Origin of the sequence: Acetobacter persici, from assembly GCF_018256955.1 — a bacterium.
Classification (GTDB): domain Bacteria; phylum Pseudomonadota; class Alphaproteobacteria; order Acetobacterales; family Acetobacteraceae; genus Acetobacter; species Acetobacter persici.
In genome coordinates this window covers 1-19,270 of record NZ_JAERKU010000019.1, presented here as the reverse complement: position 1 = coordinate 19,270, position 19,270 = coordinate 1, and the positions used below count along the sequence as shown (strand labels likewise).

Annotated in this window: 15 protein-coding genes and 1 pseudogene; 6 read left to right on the top strand and 10 right to left on the bottom strand. The window is 54.3% G+C overall.

What is annotated here, in order from left to right; all coding sequences use genetic code 11:
* The first annotated feature begins 10 nt into the window (after nucleotides 1-10).
* The 4 genes and pseudogenes from JK199_RS14640 (at nucleotide 11) to JK199_RS16085 (ending at nucleotide 3,893) form a co-directional block, all read left to right on the top strand.
* The gene (locus JK199_RS14640; protein WP_212377279.1) at nucleotides 11-568 is read left to right on the top strand and encodes a lipocalin-like domain-containing protein; all 558 of its coding nucleotides are present in this window, start codon (nucleotides 11-13) and stop codon (nucleotides 566-568) included.
* A 64-nt stretch (nucleotides 569-632) separates the two neighbouring features.
* A complete protein-coding gene (locus tag JK199_RS14635) occupies nucleotides 633-2,423 on the top strand; it encodes an NAD-dependent malic enzyme (RefSeq protein ID WP_212377276.1) in 1,791 nt (596 codons plus the stop codon).
* Between the two features lie 117 nt (nucleotides 2,424-2,540).
* Nucleotides 2,541-3,621, top strand: a pseudogene (locus tag JK199_RS14630) (IS5 family transposase).
* A gap of 41 nt (nucleotides 3,622-3,662) precedes the next feature.
* The gene (locus JK199_RS16085; RefSeq protein ID WP_212377273.1) at nucleotides 3,663-3,893 is read left to right on the top strand and encodes an integrase core domain-containing protein; all 231 of its coding nucleotides are present in this window, start codon (nucleotides 3,663-3,665) and stop codon (nucleotides 3,891-3,893) included.
* 187 nt (nucleotides 3,894-4,080) lie between these two features.
* Here the strand turns inward: JK199_RS16085 and JK199_RS14620 are convergent, their stop codons facing one another.
* The 9 genes from JK199_RS14620 to JK199_RS14580 form a co-directional block, all read right to left on the bottom strand.
* Nucleotides 4,081-6,420 carry an FdhF/YdeP family oxidoreductase gene (locus JK199_RS14620; protein WP_212377270.1) on the bottom strand — a complete coding sequence of 780 codons (2,340 nt, stop codon included), beginning with the start codon at nucleotides 6,418-6,420 and terminating at the stop codon, nucleotides 4,081-4,083.
* 256 nt (nucleotides 6,421-6,676) lie between these two features.
* On the bottom strand, nucleotides 6,677-7,633 hold the full coding sequence (locus JK199_RS14615) for a cupin domain-containing protein (protein WP_244985195.1): 957 nt from the start codon (nucleotides 7,631-7,633) through the stop codon (nucleotides 6,677-6,679).
* A gap of 136 nt (nucleotides 7,634-7,769) precedes the next feature.
* Nucleotides 7,770-8,681 (bottom strand): LysR family transcriptional regulator, encoded by a 912-nt coding sequence (locus JK199_RS14610; protein WP_212377266.1) that lies wholly within the window; start codon nucleotides 8,679-8,681, stop codon nucleotides 7,770-7,772.
* 621 nt (nucleotides 8,682-9,302) lie between these two features.
* On the bottom strand, nucleotides 9,303-9,962 hold the full coding sequence (locus tag JK199_RS14605; RefSeq protein WP_212377263.1) for a hypothetical protein: 660 nt from the start codon (nucleotides 9,960-9,962) through the stop codon (nucleotides 9,303-9,305).
* Between the two features lie 96 nt (nucleotides 9,963-10,058).
* On the bottom strand, nucleotides 10,059-10,298 hold the full coding sequence (locus JK199_RS14600; protein WP_212377260.1) for a hypothetical protein: 240 nt from the start codon (nucleotides 10,296-10,298) through the stop codon (nucleotides 10,059-10,061).
* Between the two features lie 581 nt (nucleotides 10,299-10,879).
* The gene (locus JK199_RS14595) at nucleotides 10,880-11,431 is read right to left on the bottom strand and encodes a hypothetical protein (protein WP_212377257.1); all 552 of its coding nucleotides are present in this window, start codon (nucleotides 11,429-11,431) and stop codon (nucleotides 10,880-10,882) included.
* Between the two features lie 98 nt (nucleotides 11,432-11,529).
* Complete coding sequence (locus tag JK199_RS14590; RefSeq protein WP_212377254.1) at nucleotides 11,530-12,486, bottom strand: hypothetical protein; 957 nt, start codon at nucleotides 12,484-12,486, stop codon at nucleotides 11,530-11,532.
* A 5-nt stretch (nucleotides 12,487-12,491) separates the two neighbouring features.
* On the bottom strand, nucleotides 12,492-13,340 hold the full coding sequence (locus tag JK199_RS14585) for a hypothetical protein (protein ID WP_212377251.1): 849 nt from the start codon (nucleotides 13,338-13,340) through the stop codon (nucleotides 12,492-12,494).
* A gap of 1 nt (nucleotide 13,341) precedes the next feature.
* Entirely contained in the window at nucleotides 13,342-13,593 is a 252-nt protein-coding gene (locus JK199_RS14580; RefSeq protein ID WP_061487250.1) for a hypothetical protein, read from the bottom strand.
* A 157-nt stretch (nucleotides 13,594-13,750) separates the two neighbouring features.
* Here JK199_RS14580 and JK199_RS14575 point away from each other — a divergent pair, with 157 nt between their 5' ends.
* Both JK199_RS14575 and JK199_RS14570 read left to right on the top strand, forming a co-directional pair.
* On the top strand, nucleotides 13,751-14,431 hold the full coding sequence (locus JK199_RS14575; RefSeq protein ID WP_244985194.1) for a LexA family transcriptional regulator: 681 nt from the start codon (nucleotides 13,751-13,753) through the stop codon (nucleotides 14,429-14,431).
* A gap of 137 nt (nucleotides 14,432-14,568) precedes the next feature.
* Nucleotides 14,569-17,904, top strand: a complete 3,336-nt coding sequence (locus tag JK199_RS14570; protein ID WP_212377248.1) for a Hint domain-containing protein — start codon at nucleotides 14,569-14,571, stop codon at nucleotides 17,902-17,904.
* A gap of 77 nt (nucleotides 17,905-17,981) precedes the next feature.
* Here JK199_RS14570 and JK199_RS14565 read toward each other — a convergent pair whose 3' ends face one another.
* Nucleotides 17,982-19,064 carry a hypothetical protein gene (locus tag JK199_RS14565; protein WP_212377245.1) on the bottom strand — a complete coding sequence of 361 codons (1,083 nt, stop codon included), beginning with the start codon at nucleotides 19,062-19,064 and terminating at the stop codon, nucleotides 17,982-17,984.
* Nucleotides 19,065-19,270 lie beyond the last annotated feature (206 nt).

The following is a 19,270-nucleotide window of genomic DNA, read 5'->3' as shown; positions in this document are numbered from 1 at the left end:
ATTAACTTTCATGGCCTTAGCAAAACATATTTCCTTGCATGTAAAATCCGTGATTGCTGTATGCGCAGTCAGTGTATTGACCGCCGCAGTGCCCGCATGTGCACAGGATACAAAAGAAGCCACGTCAACATCCGCAGAAACAGCCAATCTGAAAAAAAATATCGTTGGCGTGTGGGGACTTGTTTCTTACAAAGTGGAAGATAAAGAAACAGGTAAGATGATTGATGCCATGGGCCCGTCCCCCCGTGGGCGTGTCATTTTCACGCCAGATGGGTGGGTTGCCTTCAATCTTGAAGGCAGTGACCGACAGCCGGCAAAAACAGATGCAGACCGCGCTCATTTGATGAAAACACTCGTTGCATATATCGGTCGCTACAGGGTTGAAGGCAACCAATGGGTGACCAGTGTGCAGACGGCGTGGGCACCGGAGTGGGTGGGAACAGAGCAAAGACGCACCATAGAAATTAATGGCGATTACGCCAATGTCATTACACCATGGCGCAAAATGCCTAACTGGGACTCTGGCAAGCTGTCGCGCAGCATCATTCGATTCAAACGGATTGAATGATCTGTAGCGCTCCTGATCTCGAAATTTCAGCACCATGAAAATCAAACCACTCTAGGAGAGGGAAATGTTCAGCAGACAGGCAAAGATTACTGGCACAGGTAAATCGAGAAAAATCGAGACGACAGCCAGAGGCTATGATGTTTTGCGTGACCCCGCACTCAATAAAGACACTGCCTTTACCCAAGATGAGCGGGATTCTCTCGAACTGAACGGACTGCTACCACCGGTCATAACCACTGAGCTGGAACCCCAGTTAACCCGCGCTCTTTCTGCTTATCGTAAAGCACCAAGCGATCTCGATAAGCACATCTACATGTGGAGGCTTCACGATAACAACGTGACGCTGTTTTACGCCTTGCTTCAGCGTCATCTCATGGAAATGCTGCCTGTTGTGTACGATCCTGTCGTTGGGCAGGCCATAGAGCAGTATAGTGAAGTCATAACCCGCCCGCGCGGTGTTTTTCTCAGCATTAACGAGCCTGAGAAAATTGAGGAAAAACTCGCGGCGTTCGGCGCCAGCGCCGACGACATTGACCTTCTGGTTGCCAGTGATGCTGAAGAAATTCTTGGCATTGGCGACTGGGGGGCCAACGGAATTGATATCTCCATCGGCAAACTGGCAGTCTATACGGCCGCGGCAGGCGTTGACCCGCACCGCGTCATTCCAGTTGTTCTGGATGTCGGAACAAATAATGAAAAACTTCTCAACGATCCACTCTATATCGGATATCGGCATAGCCGCGTTGTCGGTAAGGTTTATGACGATTTTATCGATGCCTATGTAACAGCCGCCAAAAAACTCTTCCCCAAAGCCATGCTGCACTGGGAAGACTTCGGCTCAACAAATGCCCGCCGTATTTTAAGCCGTTTCCGTGACAAGGTTCCGACCTTTAACGACGATATGCAGGGAACCGGCGCCATTGTGCTGGGGGCGTTGCTCAATGCAGTCCAACGCAGCAATACCCTCTGGTCCGATCAACGTGTGGTCATTCTGGGAGCCGGGACGGCCGGTGTAGGCATTGCCGATCAAATTCGTGACCAGATGATGCGGCATGGCCTTTCACAGGATGAAGCAACCCGTCGCATCTGGCTTGTGGATCTGCCCGGCCTGCTAACCGAGGACATGACGCACGGACTTCTTGATTTTCAGATCAGCTACGCCAGACCCACTTCTGAAGTTGAGTCATGGGCGCGTGCCTCTGCCGATACTCTGGCTGCCACTGAAACCAGATGGCCTGCAATGGCTACCCTACGGCGTGAAAAAGCCGAGAGTGGCGGCATTATCGCACTGGCTGAAGTCGTCAAAAATGTGCATCCGACCATCCTGATCGGCACCTCGACGACCCCTCACCTCTTTACCGAAGAACTGGTGAAGGATATGGCCGCGCATGTCGAGCGCCCGATTATTCTTCCGCTATCCAACCCAACAAACCTGCACGAAGCTACCCCCGCCCAGCTTATTGAATGGACGGAAGGGCGCGTGCTCGTCGCAACGGGTGCGCCGTTTGATAATGTCATCTATCAGGGCGTTTCCTACACAATAGGCCAAGCGAACAATGCAGCCTTGTATCCGGGCCTTGGCTTTGGGACAATCGTATCGCGAGCGCGTCAGGTTTCTGACGAAATGATCTTTGCTGCCGCACAAGCAGTCGCCAGTCAGGCAACCGATACCGCACCCGGCTCGGCTCTTCTGCCGTCCAACGCAGACCTTCGTGCAACATCAAGCGTTGTCGCCATCGAAGTCGCCCGCAAGGCACAGGAGCAGGGTCTGGCGCAGTCTGAAATCACGGATATAGTTGAAGCCGTGAATGTACATCAGTGGTGGCCTGTTTACGGAACTGTGACCGCAATTTAGTAGTGTAGGGTGCTTCATCTGTTACCGCGCCACAAGCTGGAGGGTTCGAAAAACCTCTTGGTTTTGCGGCCCTCTCTGTGGTTCCATTTTTCCGGTTTTTATTGGAGGAGTGGCGACATGAAACAGGCCGGTTTCTTTGATGTTGAAGAGCGGCTTTCTCGTTTGGACGGGCTTGGTGATCAACTTGAAGCGTTTTCCCGGACTGTGGATTTTGAGGTGTTCCGTCCGGAGCTGACCAAGGCACTGGCCTATTCAGACGGAAGCAAAAGCGGTCGTCCTCCGTTTGATCCAGTGCTGATGTTCAAAATTCTGGTCACCCAGACGCTGAACAATTTGTCCGACGAACGGACGGAATACCTGATCAACGACCGCCTGTCCTTCATGCGCTTTCTTGGTCTGGGGCTGTCTGACCGCGTGCCTGATGCCAGGACCGTCTGGCTGTTCCGGGAACGTCTGACACAGGCGGGAGCAATTGATGTTTTGTTTAACCGCTTTGATGTGACCCTGCGTAACGCTGGTTATCTGCCGATGTCAGGCCAGATCCTGGATGCTACACTGGTAGCGGCCCCAAAGCAGCGTAATACCAATGAGGAGAAGGCCGATCTGCGGGAAGGACGGATCCCACAGGATTGGGCAGGACAAGCCGTCAAAGCTGTCCCATAAAGATCGTCATGCACGATGGACGCTGAAGTTCACCAAAGCAAAGCGTCAGGATGACTGGACGATCCCGTCTACGGATCTCGCCATCCCTTTCTTTGGCTATAAATTGCATATTTCCATCGACCGAAAGTTTCGGCTGATCCGCAAATGGAAGACGACGGATGCCGCTGCCAGCGATGGTGCCAGACTGCGTGAGGGACTTCTTGATGGTAGCAATACGGCGTCTGATGTCTGGGCAGATACAGCCTACCGCTCAAAAGCCAATGAGGACTTCATGGAAAAGCATGGCTTTGTCTCGAAGGTTCACAGGAAAAAGCCTCATCTCAAGCCCATGCCACGACATATCCAGAAATCGAATGCAGGAAAGTCCGTTATCCGGTCGCGTGTCGAACATGTTTTTGCTGATCAGAAAGCGCAGACAGGACTGTTCATACGAACCGTAGGCATAACACGAGCCACTATGAGGATCGGGCTGGCCAATATCGTCTATAATATGCGCCGCTTTCTCCTACTGGAGCGGATTAACGCTATCGCGTAGTAATTCAGGGCATAAGACCCTCACTCTGCTCAAACCGCAGGGTGAAAATCAGGTCCACGAACCAGCAATCAACACGACAAAAAACTGAAATCAGGCAAAAGGGGACTCAATCAACGGTTCTTCGAACCCTCCAGGTTCTGGCTGACTGGCGGAAAGACTACAACACGGTGCGTCCCCATTCCCAACTGGATGGCAGGACACCCGATCAGATCGCCAGACAAGTGTCTCGGGGGCACGTCAGCCTCTCCAAACTGCTTATCGTCATTTGGTAAAATAGAAAAGTGGCCGGGCAATGCTCCGGCCACTTTCTTCGCGCCTAAAAAACGGCACCTTCAACGTAAGAAAAAACCTACAGAAACCTTTGAGTATGACTCACGTTTTCGGGTGATTTAGGCCTTTTTTAAAAACAGCCTGTAAGTTTATTTTGATCTTCAGTGAGCACGACGGAAGCTGATAACGCTACGGGACACCTTGCCACCGCCCCAGTTCGGCATTTTCCGCCAAGGCGGTTCTTTCCTCCGACGTCCCGACAACAGCGACAATACGCACGGGGATGGACTTCGCGGCAGGCGTTCCGCTGATATCGTCGAAGTGACTCAACGGCAGAAGAGGGTTTAATTCGGGATAATACCCTGCGACCGAGCCCCGCGGCATCGGATAGTCCAACACTGTCAGGCCCTCAACCCGCCGCCTCACGCCATCGCGGGAAATCGTTTCGAGTGCCACGCGTGCGTGTTTCTTCAGCCCGCGTTCCTCTCGCTCCGCAGCGTTGAGGAACAGAACCATGCGATCGTTGTAGACGCCGCGATACCGGTCACTATTACTGTAAATCGTCGTGTTATACTGATCGTGCGAGCGAATGGTAGAAAGACGCAACATGTCGGGATCCGCGACGTCGCTGTCCACGGCAAGGCCGGGGATTGTTAGGAAATTTGCTTTGCCCGTAGACGTTTTCCACGCGCGACGACGAGGTGGAATATCAAGGTGGAAACCCTTGGGGTCTTTGATCTTATTTAGAAAATCTTCGTATATTTCGGGATAAACCTGCGCGATCTTTTCTCGAATCAGATCGTAGTCCTCTATGTAGCTTTCCCAAGGAATATCGCTGTCAGGGAGTGTCGCACGCGCGATGCGGCAGACAATCTCAACTTCAGCCCGCAGATCCGGACTCGCGGGCTCAAGCACGCCACGCGAGGACGTCACGTTCGACATCGCGTCCTCGATCGTGACGAACTGCTCGCCCACTGACGTGCGGTCGATTTCGGATCTGGCGATCACCGGAAGGATCAGCGCGTCCTTGCCATGGACGATATGACCCCGGTTCAGCTTAGTGGCTATGCCAACGGTAAGCTCGAGGCGGCTCATCGCTTCGTAAGCAATAACGGTATCGGGAATGGCGTGTATGAAATTACCGCCCATGCCAATAAAGACCTTGGAGCGTCCGTCGATCATCGCCTCCACGGATTCCACAACGTGATGTCCGTGCTTGCGCGGCGGTTCAAAGTTGAACGTGTCGCGCACACGATCGAGATAAGCTTGGGTTGGCTTTTCGTCGATACCGACAGTCCGGTCTCCCTGCACGTTCGAATGACCGCGAATAGGCGCGATGCCGGCGCCGGGCTTTCCGAAATTGCCGCGCAACATCAGCAACGCCGCAAGCTGCTGGATCATCCGCGAGCCCTGCTGGTGCTGCGTGATGCCCATGCCGAAACACAGAACAGTCGCTTTGGAGCGCGCGTAAATTTCCGCGACGCGACGAATCTGCTCCTCGGAAATTCCGGAAACACGAGTGATATCGTTCCAGGTGCAGGAAAGAACCTCGTCACGCCAGGCTTCGAAACCGTGGGTGTGCTCAGCGATGAATTCCTGGTCGAGCACCTTCTCGCCGGAGGCTTCTCGCTCCAGAAGGACCTTGATCATGCCTTTTACAAGGGCGAGGTCGCCGCCGATGCGGATATGCACGAATTCGCTGGCGATAGCTGTCGAGCCGAACGTCGCCATCTTCACTGGATCCTGAGGCTCGGTAAAGCGGATTAGCGCACGCTCCGGCATAGGGTTTACAACCACGATCGGCACGTTGCGTTTGCGCGCATGGACGAGGTTACTCATCATACGTGGCGAGTTCGTGCCGGTGTTCTGTCCGAAGATGAAGATCGCCTCCGCCTTGTCGAAGTCGGACATCACGATCGTGCCTTTGCCTATGCCGATCGCATGCGGCAAGCCGCGTGACGTGGGCTCGTGGCACATGTTGGAACAGTCAGGGAAGTTATTCGTGCCATATGCGCGGACGAAGATCGAATACAGGAACGCTGCCTCGTTTGAGGTACGGCCAGACGTGTAGAATTCAGCCTCGTTCGGATCTTTCAGGGTGCGCAAATGCCTGCCGATCATCTCGTATGCGTCATCCCACGTGACGGGCACATAGCGATCCGTCGCGGCATCGTAACGCATAGGCTCGGTCAGGCGCCCCTGCTCCTCAAGCCAGTAATCGCTCTGCGTCATAAGTTCCGTGACGGTATGCTGTTCAAAGAATGCGCGCGTTACACGCTTCTTCGTGGCTTCCACGGCCAGCGCTTTCGCGCCGTTTTCGCAAAATTCCAGCGTCTTTTCGCGGTCCGGATCAGGGAAGGCGCAACTGGGACACTTGAAGCCGCCGGGCTTGTTCATGGAGAGAAGCGCACGAGATCCCTTGCCGATGACGCTCTGCTCCAGCAGGGCCTTGGCGGTCGCTTTCGCCGCGCCCCAGCCGCCAGCCGGTTGGTCATAAGTCTCGTAGCGGGGTTTGGCGGTTTCGCTCATGATAAAAGTCCTCTTTGTCCTTCTAACGCAGACCTGGATCAGGCGGGAAGCCGGATCCTGATTAGAGATGGGCGTGATCCTGTGGGTCGCTTAAAGCGCTCCCCTGTAAAAACGATGCCGCCGGCAAGGTTGCCCAACGTGATCGAAATATCATTCCATACCGGTAAACAATTCCATCCCCAGCAGGACGATGAGTAAAACTTGGCGGGCAAGAGACGTTTTCTACGATGAATTGACGGATTTGCGTCCTCATCGATCACGTGAATCTGATGTCGAGAGTACGCAGATAAGTCTGCAGACCCGCGTCCTGGATAGGGATCAAACGGGCATCCCTGTCAGATTCGTTGAAATGGGCATGCCAGTATCCGGGCGGTGTTACAAAGGCACTGCCGGTTTCCCAGTCGACGCGGGTGGGATCGACCATATTACCGTCCTGATCTATTTCTTTCGACAGCAGGGAGTAGCATCCCGTGTCGCAGTCGACGATAAAATCGAGTGCAATGGATTGGTGGCGATGCGGTTTCTGCTGCGTATGCGCTCCAATCATCCCGTACATGGCCCAGAGCACGTGCGTCACAGTGCGGGTGTAAGGGAAATTAGCGTTACCGAGCAGAATGCTGACCCGACTTTTTTCACCGGCGTTCGGCTGAGATGCGACTATTCGTAATTCGGCGTTCGCTTTTTCCGCCCGGTAGAGTGTCGGCTCGAACTGGGCGACGCTGGGCTCCACTCCAAGGTAGCGCAGCAAGGGAGCGTCATTGACATAGTAGAGCGCAGCATCGCCTGTCGCCTTCAGTTCGATCACGCTGACGCCGGGGGCAGTAAAGAAATCTCCTTCATTCCATTCAAACGTTGCGCCATGAGCTTTAACTGATCCGGCGCCTCGGATGACGTAGAACACTGTCGACGTCGATTTAGGCTGCATTACAAGGGAGTCCCCTGCGACGACACGAACGAAATTCGCGCAAAGTCCAGGCCCCGTCGCAGGAGCCTCACATTTTAACGCCTCACTCATGTCTAGCGGGACCACCCGTGACGGCCCTTCCACGTAGAGAGCAGGTGAGAAGAAATGGAATGGAATCCGGGGCGTCAGGCTGGGCCGGATAGGGTTAGCCGCGGTGCTGTACTCAAAGTATTCGGCGTCACGCGTGATGGCAGGGCCATCTTCGTCACGTAGCGTAACCGGGGTCTGCTGTGGTGAATATTTGTCCATGGCGGCTCTCATTTTTGAAGTTTTTTAAGCACTTCTGATTAAGTACTTTCGGCAAGATATTGAACCGCCGCGTTGAGATCGATAACCCGCGCCGCACAGGAGTTTTGTCCCGAGGGGAAGCTCATTGTATAAAGCCTCACCACTCGATTGCGGCGCGGTAACGGTTTTCGAAAAAAGATATGAAAGCTCGTACTTTTGAGGGGACAATTTTTTTGGGGGGATAGGTGATCCAGATTCCCTCATCGGCTTCGCCTTCCGAAGAGAACTCATAATCAGCCAAGACATTTTCCAATAAACCTGATTGCAGATCGTCGTTGACGAGCCAATGGGGCAAAACAGCGTAACCCGCCCCCCCGATAACGGCGGCCCGGAGACATTCCAGATCGTCAGATCGCAAAGGCCCTGAGACCTTTATTTTTTCCCAGCCGCCTGCGAATCTGAAAGCCCATGTCGCGCCGGATTGCAGGCTGAGCGGCAGGCAAGGACGATGGGCAAGCGCCTGCGGCGTATCAGGCCGCCCGTTGACGTCCCTGAAGGATGGGCTGACGCAACAACAATAATGGTTTGATGCTATTTTTCTTGCGACAAGCTGAGAATCCGCCAGAGCACCGATTTTCAACGCAACGTCCACGCCGCCTTCGATGATGTCGCGTTCGGCGTCGGCCAAAATCGTTTCCACTTGTATCATCGGGTGCTGGGCCAGAAATTCCCCCAGAACTCCTACGACATACTTCCGCGCGAACGCGCCTGGAAGCTGGATGCGAAGCAACCCCTGCGGAATAGCGTTAAGAGTGGGGACGAGTGAACGAATCTGTTCAATATCATCCAGCAAAGAAAAAGCCTTTTCATAAAAAATACGGCCCATTTCCGTCAGATGCAGATGACGCGTCGATCGGTTGAAGAGGGCTGCTCCCAAGTCATCTTCCAGAAAAGTAATGTAGCGAGAGACGGTAGAAACCTTAATTCCGGCTTCCTCTGCGGCGCGGGTGAACGTGCCCAGTTCGGCAGACCGGACGAACACTTTCATGGCGGCCAGATAGTCCATCATCACTCCACTGACGTTTTACAAGCATGCCGCTGCAATGGTTTCGACGTTTTTGGTATAGGCATGCCAGCTTTTCGCCAACAGATTACACCGTAGGTATGCCGCGCAAATTGAATTGCACGTGTGGCCTGACACCATGAGGGACGGTCGTCCGCCGGGGCACTGCAGTCAAAGACTGAATTGCCCATGGTTTTGTAGAGACGTTTTTTATTTGAAGTAAGCCGCCAAAGCATGTGATTTCTGCTGCGCATAAAAGTGGACCTCATCTTCTGGTGACGGGATGTTTCCAACAGATGACAGAATACGGAGATTATTGAACCAGCCGAACCTGTTCAGCGATAGAATCAGAAAAAACAAGCAATTTCCTATGCTCCGAACAGGAGCGTAGGAAATTGAGGTAGCGTGCCTTCATCTGCCGATGGCGACAACCATAAGGATACCAAAGGAAATGGCTGTTTTCTGCCATTTCCATAATCAGGCATTTTCTCGCATTTGTTGTCGTCTTCTCAGTGGCAGGCGTCATGACACGAGCATGACAGCATGTTTCTGATGTCATGACGCCACTTTTCAGGCAGTGACACCCAAAATTAGGTGTCATCATGGCGTCATTTGGCAAGCCCCCCATCAGGCAGCGGTTCGCAGTCCGTCCTCCGCGACTGCCTCAATCGCCTGCCTGAGGGCTGCAGTGACCTGTTCAGGATCACAGACCATATCCTTAAAAATAAGTATCGGGCGCTGACTGGATGGATAGCGATGAAGTCGCCTTAAGGTCTCGTCCTTTCGCGCCTTCTGTGTTGACGAATAAGCCGTGAATGTCCGGTCAAACAGACCGACGACTTCGATAAAACAGCTTTTGCCGGACTGGGTCGAACTCACTTTGAAATCGGCGAAAGCCGCTTCCTCAAAAAAGCATCCTTTCACAACAGGATGAATGTCGAGCTTTAACGTTGAAGGCAGGGTAGACTTGAGGCGTCGGTATACGGCCAATTCGTAAAGAGAATCAAACTCATGACCGTCCTGTGCGAGCTTTTCCTCGACAGGTAGGTGCGGATGGCACTGATGCACAGCCTCACGAAAGGCCGCCCATGCCCCCTCCCCTGGCTGCCAGTATTTTTTGCGCAGATCCCAGGCCTTTCGCCCAAGATCTGCCAGCATAAAGCCATGGACACAGACGCCAACACGGGCCGAAAGCTCAGCATAAAGATCAATATCCCGACGCGGGAAAAGGCCGGTCCTGGCAGGCATTGGAAACTGAAGAGGGTCGAAGCGATAATCCGGTGTCATTAGGAAGTATCCTAAAAAAATGGCTCCGATCACGCAGCGTGACACGGAGCCAGGAAAAGATTGTCTGGGATAGAGTATAGAGCGTGGCTGATGAGGTCAGGCGGCCCGCTTCATCGTCACTGGAGCCGCCAGAAGCTGTTCCAGGCGGCCATAACGACGTTCCATGTCGCGATGCAATATGACCAGCCCCTCCAACGCCTCAAAAGCGGCTTCGCTACCGCCTAGGATCTCGAGCAGCAGAACACCCTCCAGAACATGAAGGGCTTTGAGTTCCATCGCTGCATGCACAACGTCATCGGTGACGGGAAGCAGGTCGGAAAGAGGGTAATGAGACATGATTTTTGTCCTTGTCGTCCAAAATAGGGAGGAAAAGACCACACACATCACGTCCTTCTTCCTCTGGGGCATTGACGGATATGCACAGTCACCGGAACACACAGACAAAGCGTCTCCACCCCGCCCCGGTCAGAAAAGCCCTTTTTTAGAAAATTCATTTCAAAACAATGAGTTGGGAGAGAGCATTTTTAAATGCGATAGAACGAGAGAAAAGAAGAAAAAACCCAGCAATTTCATATGCATACCGCAGAGTGCATATGAAATTGCGGTAGCGTGCCTTCAAACTCCCTTCGAAAGGACGAAAAAGAGACAAAAGCGGGACAGAAAAGGGAAAAGGCGGCCATTTTTGCGGCCCAGACAGTCCACTCCATCACGGCCACACCGTATGACGCCATTCATGACAGCAGTTTTGAAGTGTCATGACACCGTCAGGGACGATGACAGGACGGGAAATGATGTCATTGTGACGTCATTTCCCGTTATTGGCTCAGACTATCGATCTCATTTACGGTCGCAGGCCACGTTCATGATCATGCGGGGATACCCACCAGTCTCAGCATCGTCATACGCCAGATCTCTGGTCAGAACGGCGTGCCCACCGACGTGAATTTGCTCCATGTATGAGAAGCAGGCTGCCACCTGTTGATGACCCACCCCGGATAGGACAGTGCAGACGCAAAATCATGCACACCTGCATTTTCTGTCGGCAGAATGCGGATCTCTGGCGCCTCACTCTCCCACAGCACCTTATGCTGCGCGTCAGTCAGCGCAATATGCGTTCCCACGGGACCATAATAATTGGAATAGGCAATCAGCACCGTCACATGAGGCTGTGATGGCCCGAAACTGACATCCACAATACGGGGTGCCTTTTCAAGCGCCTGAGCATCTGGATCAGATGCAGGGTCAGCAGGATAAAAAGACCCTTTTGCAAATTTGATTCCCTTCGTTTGTGCGAAGAACGGTGCATCAGCTGATGTCGCCGCCCTCCCCGGCTGCGTTCCCTGCTCATTGCCGTACGAATGCGATGCTGCTGCATCGGCGAGCTTCTGCCAGTTCACAGCATGTGCCTGTTGCGGCAGGCCAACAGCCAAGCCGACGGCCACAGAAAGCCCTGCAAATACCTTCTTCATGAAATACCCTTTCCAGAGACGCCTTATTATAAAAAAATGCCTTAACTCTGATTTTTCTCAAACGCGCAAAACACCAAGGCACCTTATCCGAACGCTTATCACTCTCCGGTCACGTGCCCTGATTCAGCAAGATCTTTCAGAAAAGTCAGGTTATTTTTGTGCCAGCCATCGCCATAGCTGTCATAGGTACCAATGCGAACATCCTGAGACACCACAAAATGGCCTTTCAGCACCTGCAGGATACGAGGGTCCTGTGCCCAGACCGGTGCTCCCTCTGGTGTCATGAGCAGAACGACTGTTATCCGGTCATGCTGTGGCGCCACAGACTGCAACGGACCATATTCCAGAACTTTTTGGGCTGTAAGACCGTAACAGAGCCGGGCTGGCACCCGCACCCCGGACGGCGCGGTATCTCCAGCGAGATGAGGTGCCTTCAGACTATTTTGTACGCTCTGGTCTTCTGAAGGTCCGTCAAAGATCGCCATGGCTTCAGGCCCCGTGGCCAGAAACAGGTCGCCCGCAAAATGCTGCGTGGTTTCTTCCTGACCCGGCGGACCTTCATCAGGCTTCGGCTCCGAACTGTCATCGAGATCGTGAAGCCCGAGTTGCGCTGCAGTTGGCATTGCAGGATGCTGAGCATGGACACGCCAGGTCACAGGAACCCGCTGCACAAGGCCAGCGTCCATCAACGCCTGGATGAAGGGACCTGGCTCCACATTCCGCGGCCCTTCCCCAAACAGCACGCCCTGTGTGGAGGCATTATACCCCTCCCCGGGCTCAACACCTTTCTCGACCCGATTGGCCACATCGATCGAGCGTGGATAGGCCGAAAGACTCAGAAAGGCCTCTGACCCGATAGAAAGACAGACCCGCCGACTGTTGCCATTTTCGATCTCTCCACGATCTGCCGGATCATGGCGAACCTGCTCCAATATGGCATCAGCTGCCTTGGCCGCCTCAGCATTTGAAGCGGCATAACTCCGTTCTGGCAATGCGAAGGCCAGACAACTCATGGCAACCACACAGATTTTTAGGGAAACGCACTGAACGCGCATGACTCTCATCCTTCCGGCTGCTCGGCAAAAAGCGTCAGGCCATCAATCCCTTTGCGATAGATCAGATGGTGGCGCACTTCGGCCCCGGCCTCCAGCCCGGTAAATGTTCCCGCCATGCGTCGAAAGACGGGTGTCTGCATCCAGTCTTTGGGGCCGTCGCTGCGATACACAGCCGTCGCCGTAATGATCTCCCGGCCGGTCGGATCATGCTCCGGATGCCGGATATCGACAATCCTGCGGAGCGTCAGACCGACACAGACCCCATCGACCTCACTGATCAGATAGGGGTGAAGCAGCAATGGTTCATCACGCTCTCCCTCCCCTTTTTGCGGCACCTGTTCAGGATAGGCCCGGGTCGCAATCGGAATATACCCGTCGAAGAGGCGCCCGGGCTGGCGTAGCGTATAGCTAAAATCCGGACTATTCCGGGATGTCGCGTAAAATACGGCCTCTTTCGTTGCGCCGGACGTTTTGAATGTGACTGGCACGACATGCCGTTCCAGAACACCACGCTGCGTCAGATCCGTCACCAGATCCGAGGGCGCCTCATCTGCTGGTCCGGCATGAAACAGAAACGGGTGGGCCGTGGGAGCCGTCCAGGGCGACGACCGCATCCAGAACCGTTTATTGGCCCATTCACGAAAGTCTATCCCCGCACCAGAGCGTAACAGCACACAGGACCGCATGCCCTGAGGATGACGCTCAACCAGCACCTTCTGCAAATCGCGAGTTTCACCGTGCGGCCCGGAGAACAGAATAAAGCTCAGGCCGCCTGCGCCTGCGACAGCAAGCAAGGCACTCAGGCGTGGGGCCGAACGGATCACCCCTGACAGCGACGAGATCAGGAACGACATCTTACAGGTCTCCTGCATCACGGCAGAGTGCGAGCAGATGTGTCAGTTTCTGATGCACCACGCTCCCCAGAACAATGACGCCTTCAAGGGTTTTCACACCATCTGTATCGGCTCTGAGCGTATCAAGCCGCCCCCGAAGGACCTGATGCTCCAGTTCCACCAGCCGCATGACATCATGCAATCCGGCGTGGAGGTCTTCGAGCCGGCGATCCCGGGGCGGCACGGAGGACAGGCAAGGCGCTTCATGAGACATGACAAACCCTTCGACAGACCGCGCTGTTCATGCGAGAACAGGCCCATGAGACACGGAGACCCGCTTCATATGCTTTCCATGGAACTTACAGCTCCCCGACTATACATGCAAGCGCCTCGTCGTATAATGACGAACTTTTCCGTTATGGAGCGTTCGCATGTCACCGCCCCGACCCAGAAAGCGCAAGCTCATGGATGAGCAGATCAAAATGATGCGCGAGCGCGGGGAACGGCTGCGTCAGGCTGCCCAGAGCATTGGCATTACACATGCAGCAAAGGCTGCGGGCGTGCCTTACACAACTTTGCGTGATTACATGAACGGCAGTGAGATGAAGCTCTCTGCCGTTGCCTCTCTGGCACGGGTCTGCGGCGTAACACTGGACTGGCTTGCCTATGGCGTTGGCGAAACACACCTGAGCCAATCTCCCTCCCGCCCTGCTCCGCAACGCGGTGGCCACCAGATTGTCATCCCCTGGCTGGATGATCGGGAAGAAGGATTGAGGGTTGGTAAAGGCTGGCTGGAAACGACGTTGACGCGCCCAACCATCGCAGCACTCCGCCTGACAGATGTTACAGGCGACGCCATGGCACCGACCCTGCTCCATGGAGATCTCGTCATGATCGATACGGCCTCGACTCAGGTTCAGGGAGGCGCATTGTATGCCCTGAAAGTCGATGAGACCGTCATGCTACGCCGCCTTGACCTGCGTCTGGGTGGCGGCATACGCGTTCTGGCTGACAATGATCGTTACCCACCGCAGGACCTGTCGGCAGAAGACATTCAAAGCCTGAAGGTTGTCGGAGAAGTGGTCTGGTTTGGTGGCCTGCCACGGGGATAATTACGCTATTCATTCCACGAAAACTCGCACAATAAAAATTGTACGTGTTTCCGCTTGTTTTTCTACAGCTCCTCACCTAATCTTTCCTGAGAAATACCGCGCCTCGTTGCGGTCCGTCCGGGAAGGATTTCAGTGCAATGGCCAAGGTGACGTCAGCCTCAGCGTCAGGAATAAGTCTCGTCAGTTCGGATGTTCACGTCGTAAATGGTGCCGTCTGGCAGGACACTGAGCTCGGAGATGATGGAGAGTTATGGGTTGAGAGCGGCGGTACAGCCCTTAATACCCTTGTCGACCAGGGAGATCTCACTATCAGTACTGGCGGCCTCGCCTCCGGCGTGACCGTCACTGGGGATAACGACGAAAACGGCTTTCTCGAAGCCTATGGCGGCCTTCTGGAAGACGCCACTTTTACCAGTTCCGGCTGGGGAATTATCGAACAGGGCGGTACCGCCCATACCGTTCTCCTGACGGATGGGGGATACATCGAAGTTGCCGGGACAGTAAACGACGCAACCCTGCGCGGCGGGAGCATGCGGGTTGATTCCGGGGCAACTATCAGGAATGTCACGCTTGAGCAAAACGGCGGCATGCTGATTGAAGCAGGGGCGACCGTTACAGGTGTGACCCTTGGGCAGGGAGCTTCTCTTGTTCTGCAATCGGATGCCACTTTCACGAATGTCACTGTCGCAAGTGGTGGCATTCTCGGCGTTGACACGGTGCCTGCGGACGGCGTCACGATTGAAGACGGAGGCAGTCTCGATTTTTCTGCTCTGAGCTGGGACGATGCTGTGGCAGCCCAGATCGTGGGTGACCCTATTCTTGACGTCACTGCCAGGGGTGTCACCTCATCCGTTACACTGGACGGAGATTATACTGGCGAGCATTTCGTTCTCTCGAGCGATGGACATGGCGGCACGCTGGCCACTCTGGAGGCTGATGACGGCACACCCTGTTATTGCGCCGGAACGCTGATCACCACGGATCATGGCGATATCCCGGTAGAAACACTGCGAATTGGTGACCGGGTAGTGACAGCATCCGGGGAGACACGCCCCATCCACTGGATTGGCCACCGGAGCTACTCCGGACGTTTTGCCTCCCGAAACCCCTCTGTTCTACCTGTCATTTTTACAGCCGGGTCTCTGGGCAACGACCTGCCACGACGCGATCTCTGGGTCTCCCCGCTGCATGCAATGTTCATCGATGACGTCCTGATTCCGGCGGTTCTGCTGGTCAACGGCCAGACCATCCGGCAGGCGGAACGGGTTGATCGTGTCCAGTATTTTCATGTTGAACTGGAGAGCCATGATATCCTGTTGGCCGAAGGCGCACCTGCGGAAAGCTTTGTCGATGATTCCTCGCGCGGCATGTTCCACAATGCTCCAGAATACGCTGCGCTGCATCCCGACACCCAGAAAAAACCGGCTCGATATTGCGCCCCGCGGGTTGAAGAAGGTGTTCTTCTTGAAACTATTCGAAACCGTCTGAACCAAACAGATGGGCCAGACAACACGGAAAAATCGTCAGGTTCGAGACATCTGGAAGGCTATCTGGACGCTGTGACCCACACGGAAGTCAGGGGATGGGCGCGGTGGTCTGACAGCGCCGAACCTGTTCTTCTGCGCATTCTGGATCATGGTATCTGTATTGGGGCCATCACGGCCGATCTGACACGACAGGATGTCGGGATGGCGTGTGGTTTCCGGTTCATTGTTCCCGGTGGCCTGTCTCCGCACCAGCGCCATATGATTGATGTTCAGCCACTGCACGGAACAGGTCAGCTCGGACATGCTCCCAGGGGCCTTGAACCTGTGGTTGAAACGCAGACCGAAACTCGAACCACTCACCCCGCTTCTCCGAACTCTCTTCGCGGCTGGGTTGATCTCGTGTCGCGGGACCGGATTGCAGGCTGGGCCTACAACCCCTCCACCCCCGAAGTACCCGCACCCCTTCAGATCGTGGTCAATGGGCAGCTTCGTGCCAGCACGGTCGCAAACGGGCGTCGCCCCGATGTGTTGCAGGCTGGACAGGGTCCTGAAGGCTGCGGGTTCGACCTTCTTCTGCTTCCGCCCCTCTCTCCGCTGACGCGGCACACCATCGAGATACGCTGGGCCGTCAATGGCTCTCTGCTGGGCGCGCCTACTGTTCTGCCGCAAGCAGACAGCTTTGATCCAGATCTGGAGCAAGCGGTGAAGACCGCAGTCTCGTCGGCAGAAAGCCTCGAGACACAGAACCATGTCCTGTCCTTCCTGCTGGAGCAGGTCGATCGCCTGAAGCAGGTGCGAGCAGAGACAGCCACAGACCACACCCGTATGGCGCTGAACCGGCAACTCACCAGACGAGGATATACTGAACCCGTCACCCCAGCCCCGAGAGCGCTGGTCATCGACAGCGCCCTGCCGGACGGCCAGCGGGACGCCGGATCAGTGGCTGTTCTGTCGCATGTCCGAACCCTGCAAACTCTGGGGTATCAGGTGACCTTTGTCGCCGCTGACGGGATGGGAACGCGGGCTCCCTTCCCTGTTCCGGATGTCATGCTCTGCACCCTGCCATTTTATAATTCGGTGGAAGAGGTTCTGACGCGGCATGCCAACAGCTACGACGTTGTTTACCTCCATCGGGAACATGTGGCATCGTGTTACATGACCCTTGTTCGCCAGACCCAGCGCCGGGCCCGGGTTGTTTATGCGGTAGCGGATCTGCATCATGTTCGCGTCGCCCGTCAGGCTGTCATTGAGGGACGCCCCGAACTGCTCGCAACGGCACGCCGGTTGAAAGCGTCCGAATATGAGATGGCCCGCAAGGCAGACGTCGTGCTAACCCATTCTCTCGCTGAGCAAAATTTGCTGTGCCGGGACGTGCCATCTGCCACCGTTGTGCATGCACCATGGGCTGTCCGTGTCAGGAAACGTGTCCCGGGATTCCAAAAGCGCGCCGGCCTCGCCTTTATCGGCAATTTTGCTCATGCGCCCAACGTTGATGCTGCTCACTGGCTGGTCGACGAGATCATGCCGCTGGTGTGGAAACAGGCGCCGGATATCATCTGCCATCTTGTTGGCAGCGCGATGCCGGAAGAAATTCGGCGCCTTGCCAGCGACCGTGTCCATATTCTTAGGCATATTCCTGATCTTTGCGAGGTGCTTGATCAGGTAAGGCTGACTGTTGCCCCATTGCGGTTTGGTGCAGGCATTAAAGGAAAAGTCCTCGACAGTCTTGCTGCAGGCGTGCCGTGTGTCATGACGCCGATCGCCACCGAGGGACTGATCTTACCCAAAGCACTGACAAAGCTTGTCGGCACCGGAAATGCAAATCTGGCACAGCTGATTGTTCTCGCCCACACGGACCGCAACCTGTTTAATCAAAACTCGAAGGCTGGCCAAAGCTATATCCGCGATCACCATCACGAACAGGGCGTCACGAAAACCCTGCACACGGCTTTCACCGGTCCCAGTAAAATCATAAAAAAAGCATAATATTACCGGGCTATTCTTACGTGAATGGCCCGAAAATTCTTTACAAAAGCAACGCTAACGAATTGCATCCGGCATATCTATTTTTTGACCCAGAATCTGCATGTTGCCGTACGAGCTGGTCCCCAGCCGGCTGCTTTCAGATTTTCTGATATTTGACGCTGCTCGATCGTCCCAGGTGGCCACGTGCGTTGAAGAAATTCCTCCACAACATTCTTGAGTGTTAAAGGCTCTTTTCGAAAAGATGCCCATTCTTCAAATTTTGGGCTCTGAATAGCCTCCACTTCCAGATTATCAGTTTTTACGGGGTATTTTAAATTATCCCGGACAGGAACAAGAACCCTTCTTTCTTCGTCTCGGGTATCTGCGATACAGGCCATTTGAAACAATTCATCAAATCCCATAGCCTCCCAGTCAATGGGATCAGGAATAAATTTTTCAGGATAGTAAATATTTTTTTGTGCCACGTCCTTTATTTCTCCCCATGCACTTTTTTGAGCATATCTCCAATAAGAAGTTGGATAACAGAGAATCAAGGTCGGGGGTGTGATCGGTACCCAGCGCCGATAGATAATATGTACCATTTCAATATATTGGCTGCGTACATTATAACGAGAGTGGTTCATCAAAAATTCTTGACGCTCACCAGGACTATAATGATACCGCAAAACCCCACCACTGTCTCCAGATCGGACCACCTGCATCACTAGCGCCCATAATTCACTTCGAGACAACCCAATCCGGACTTCCGCGGGGCAATGTTGCAAAATCGTATCGGGTCCAACAACGTGCCATTCCCACCTGATAATATTAAGTATTCGAACTGTATTCACGATATCATGCTTGTAACAATGCTGCTTCAGCCATTCTATCTTCTGCTCCATCGTGAGAACAGGAATCTCCGACGCTTCCATCTTCACCCCTTCTGATTGTTGAGTGCTTTGACAATCGCACTGTGCTGGATACTTCGGATACCGTGCACCAAAGGTACGACGACCAGGAGTCCCTTTTGAGGGGGACTCATAGATGGGCCGATGATCTGCTGAGCTTGTAATTCGAAATCTACTGTCTATCTGTCTATTATTAAGATCAGGCGTTTTCTGGGAAGCAGCAGAACCATGTCGAGTAAAAGCAAAGAATTTTCTATTCTTTTCAATGCGCAAGACAGATTTCTGAACTTCCGCATGCAGACTCTCCTTTTGGAGTGCCTCACACCAGAGCAGACACGCCTTCCCCAAACGACCGCAACATCATCCGGCCAATCACTCCAACGCTCCCCCTACCCAACTGCGTGGCTTCGGGTGGCGCAGATCCTTCTTGAACAGGGTCTGCGGGAAACCCTCGCAGCCGGCCCCCCTGATGGACAAAG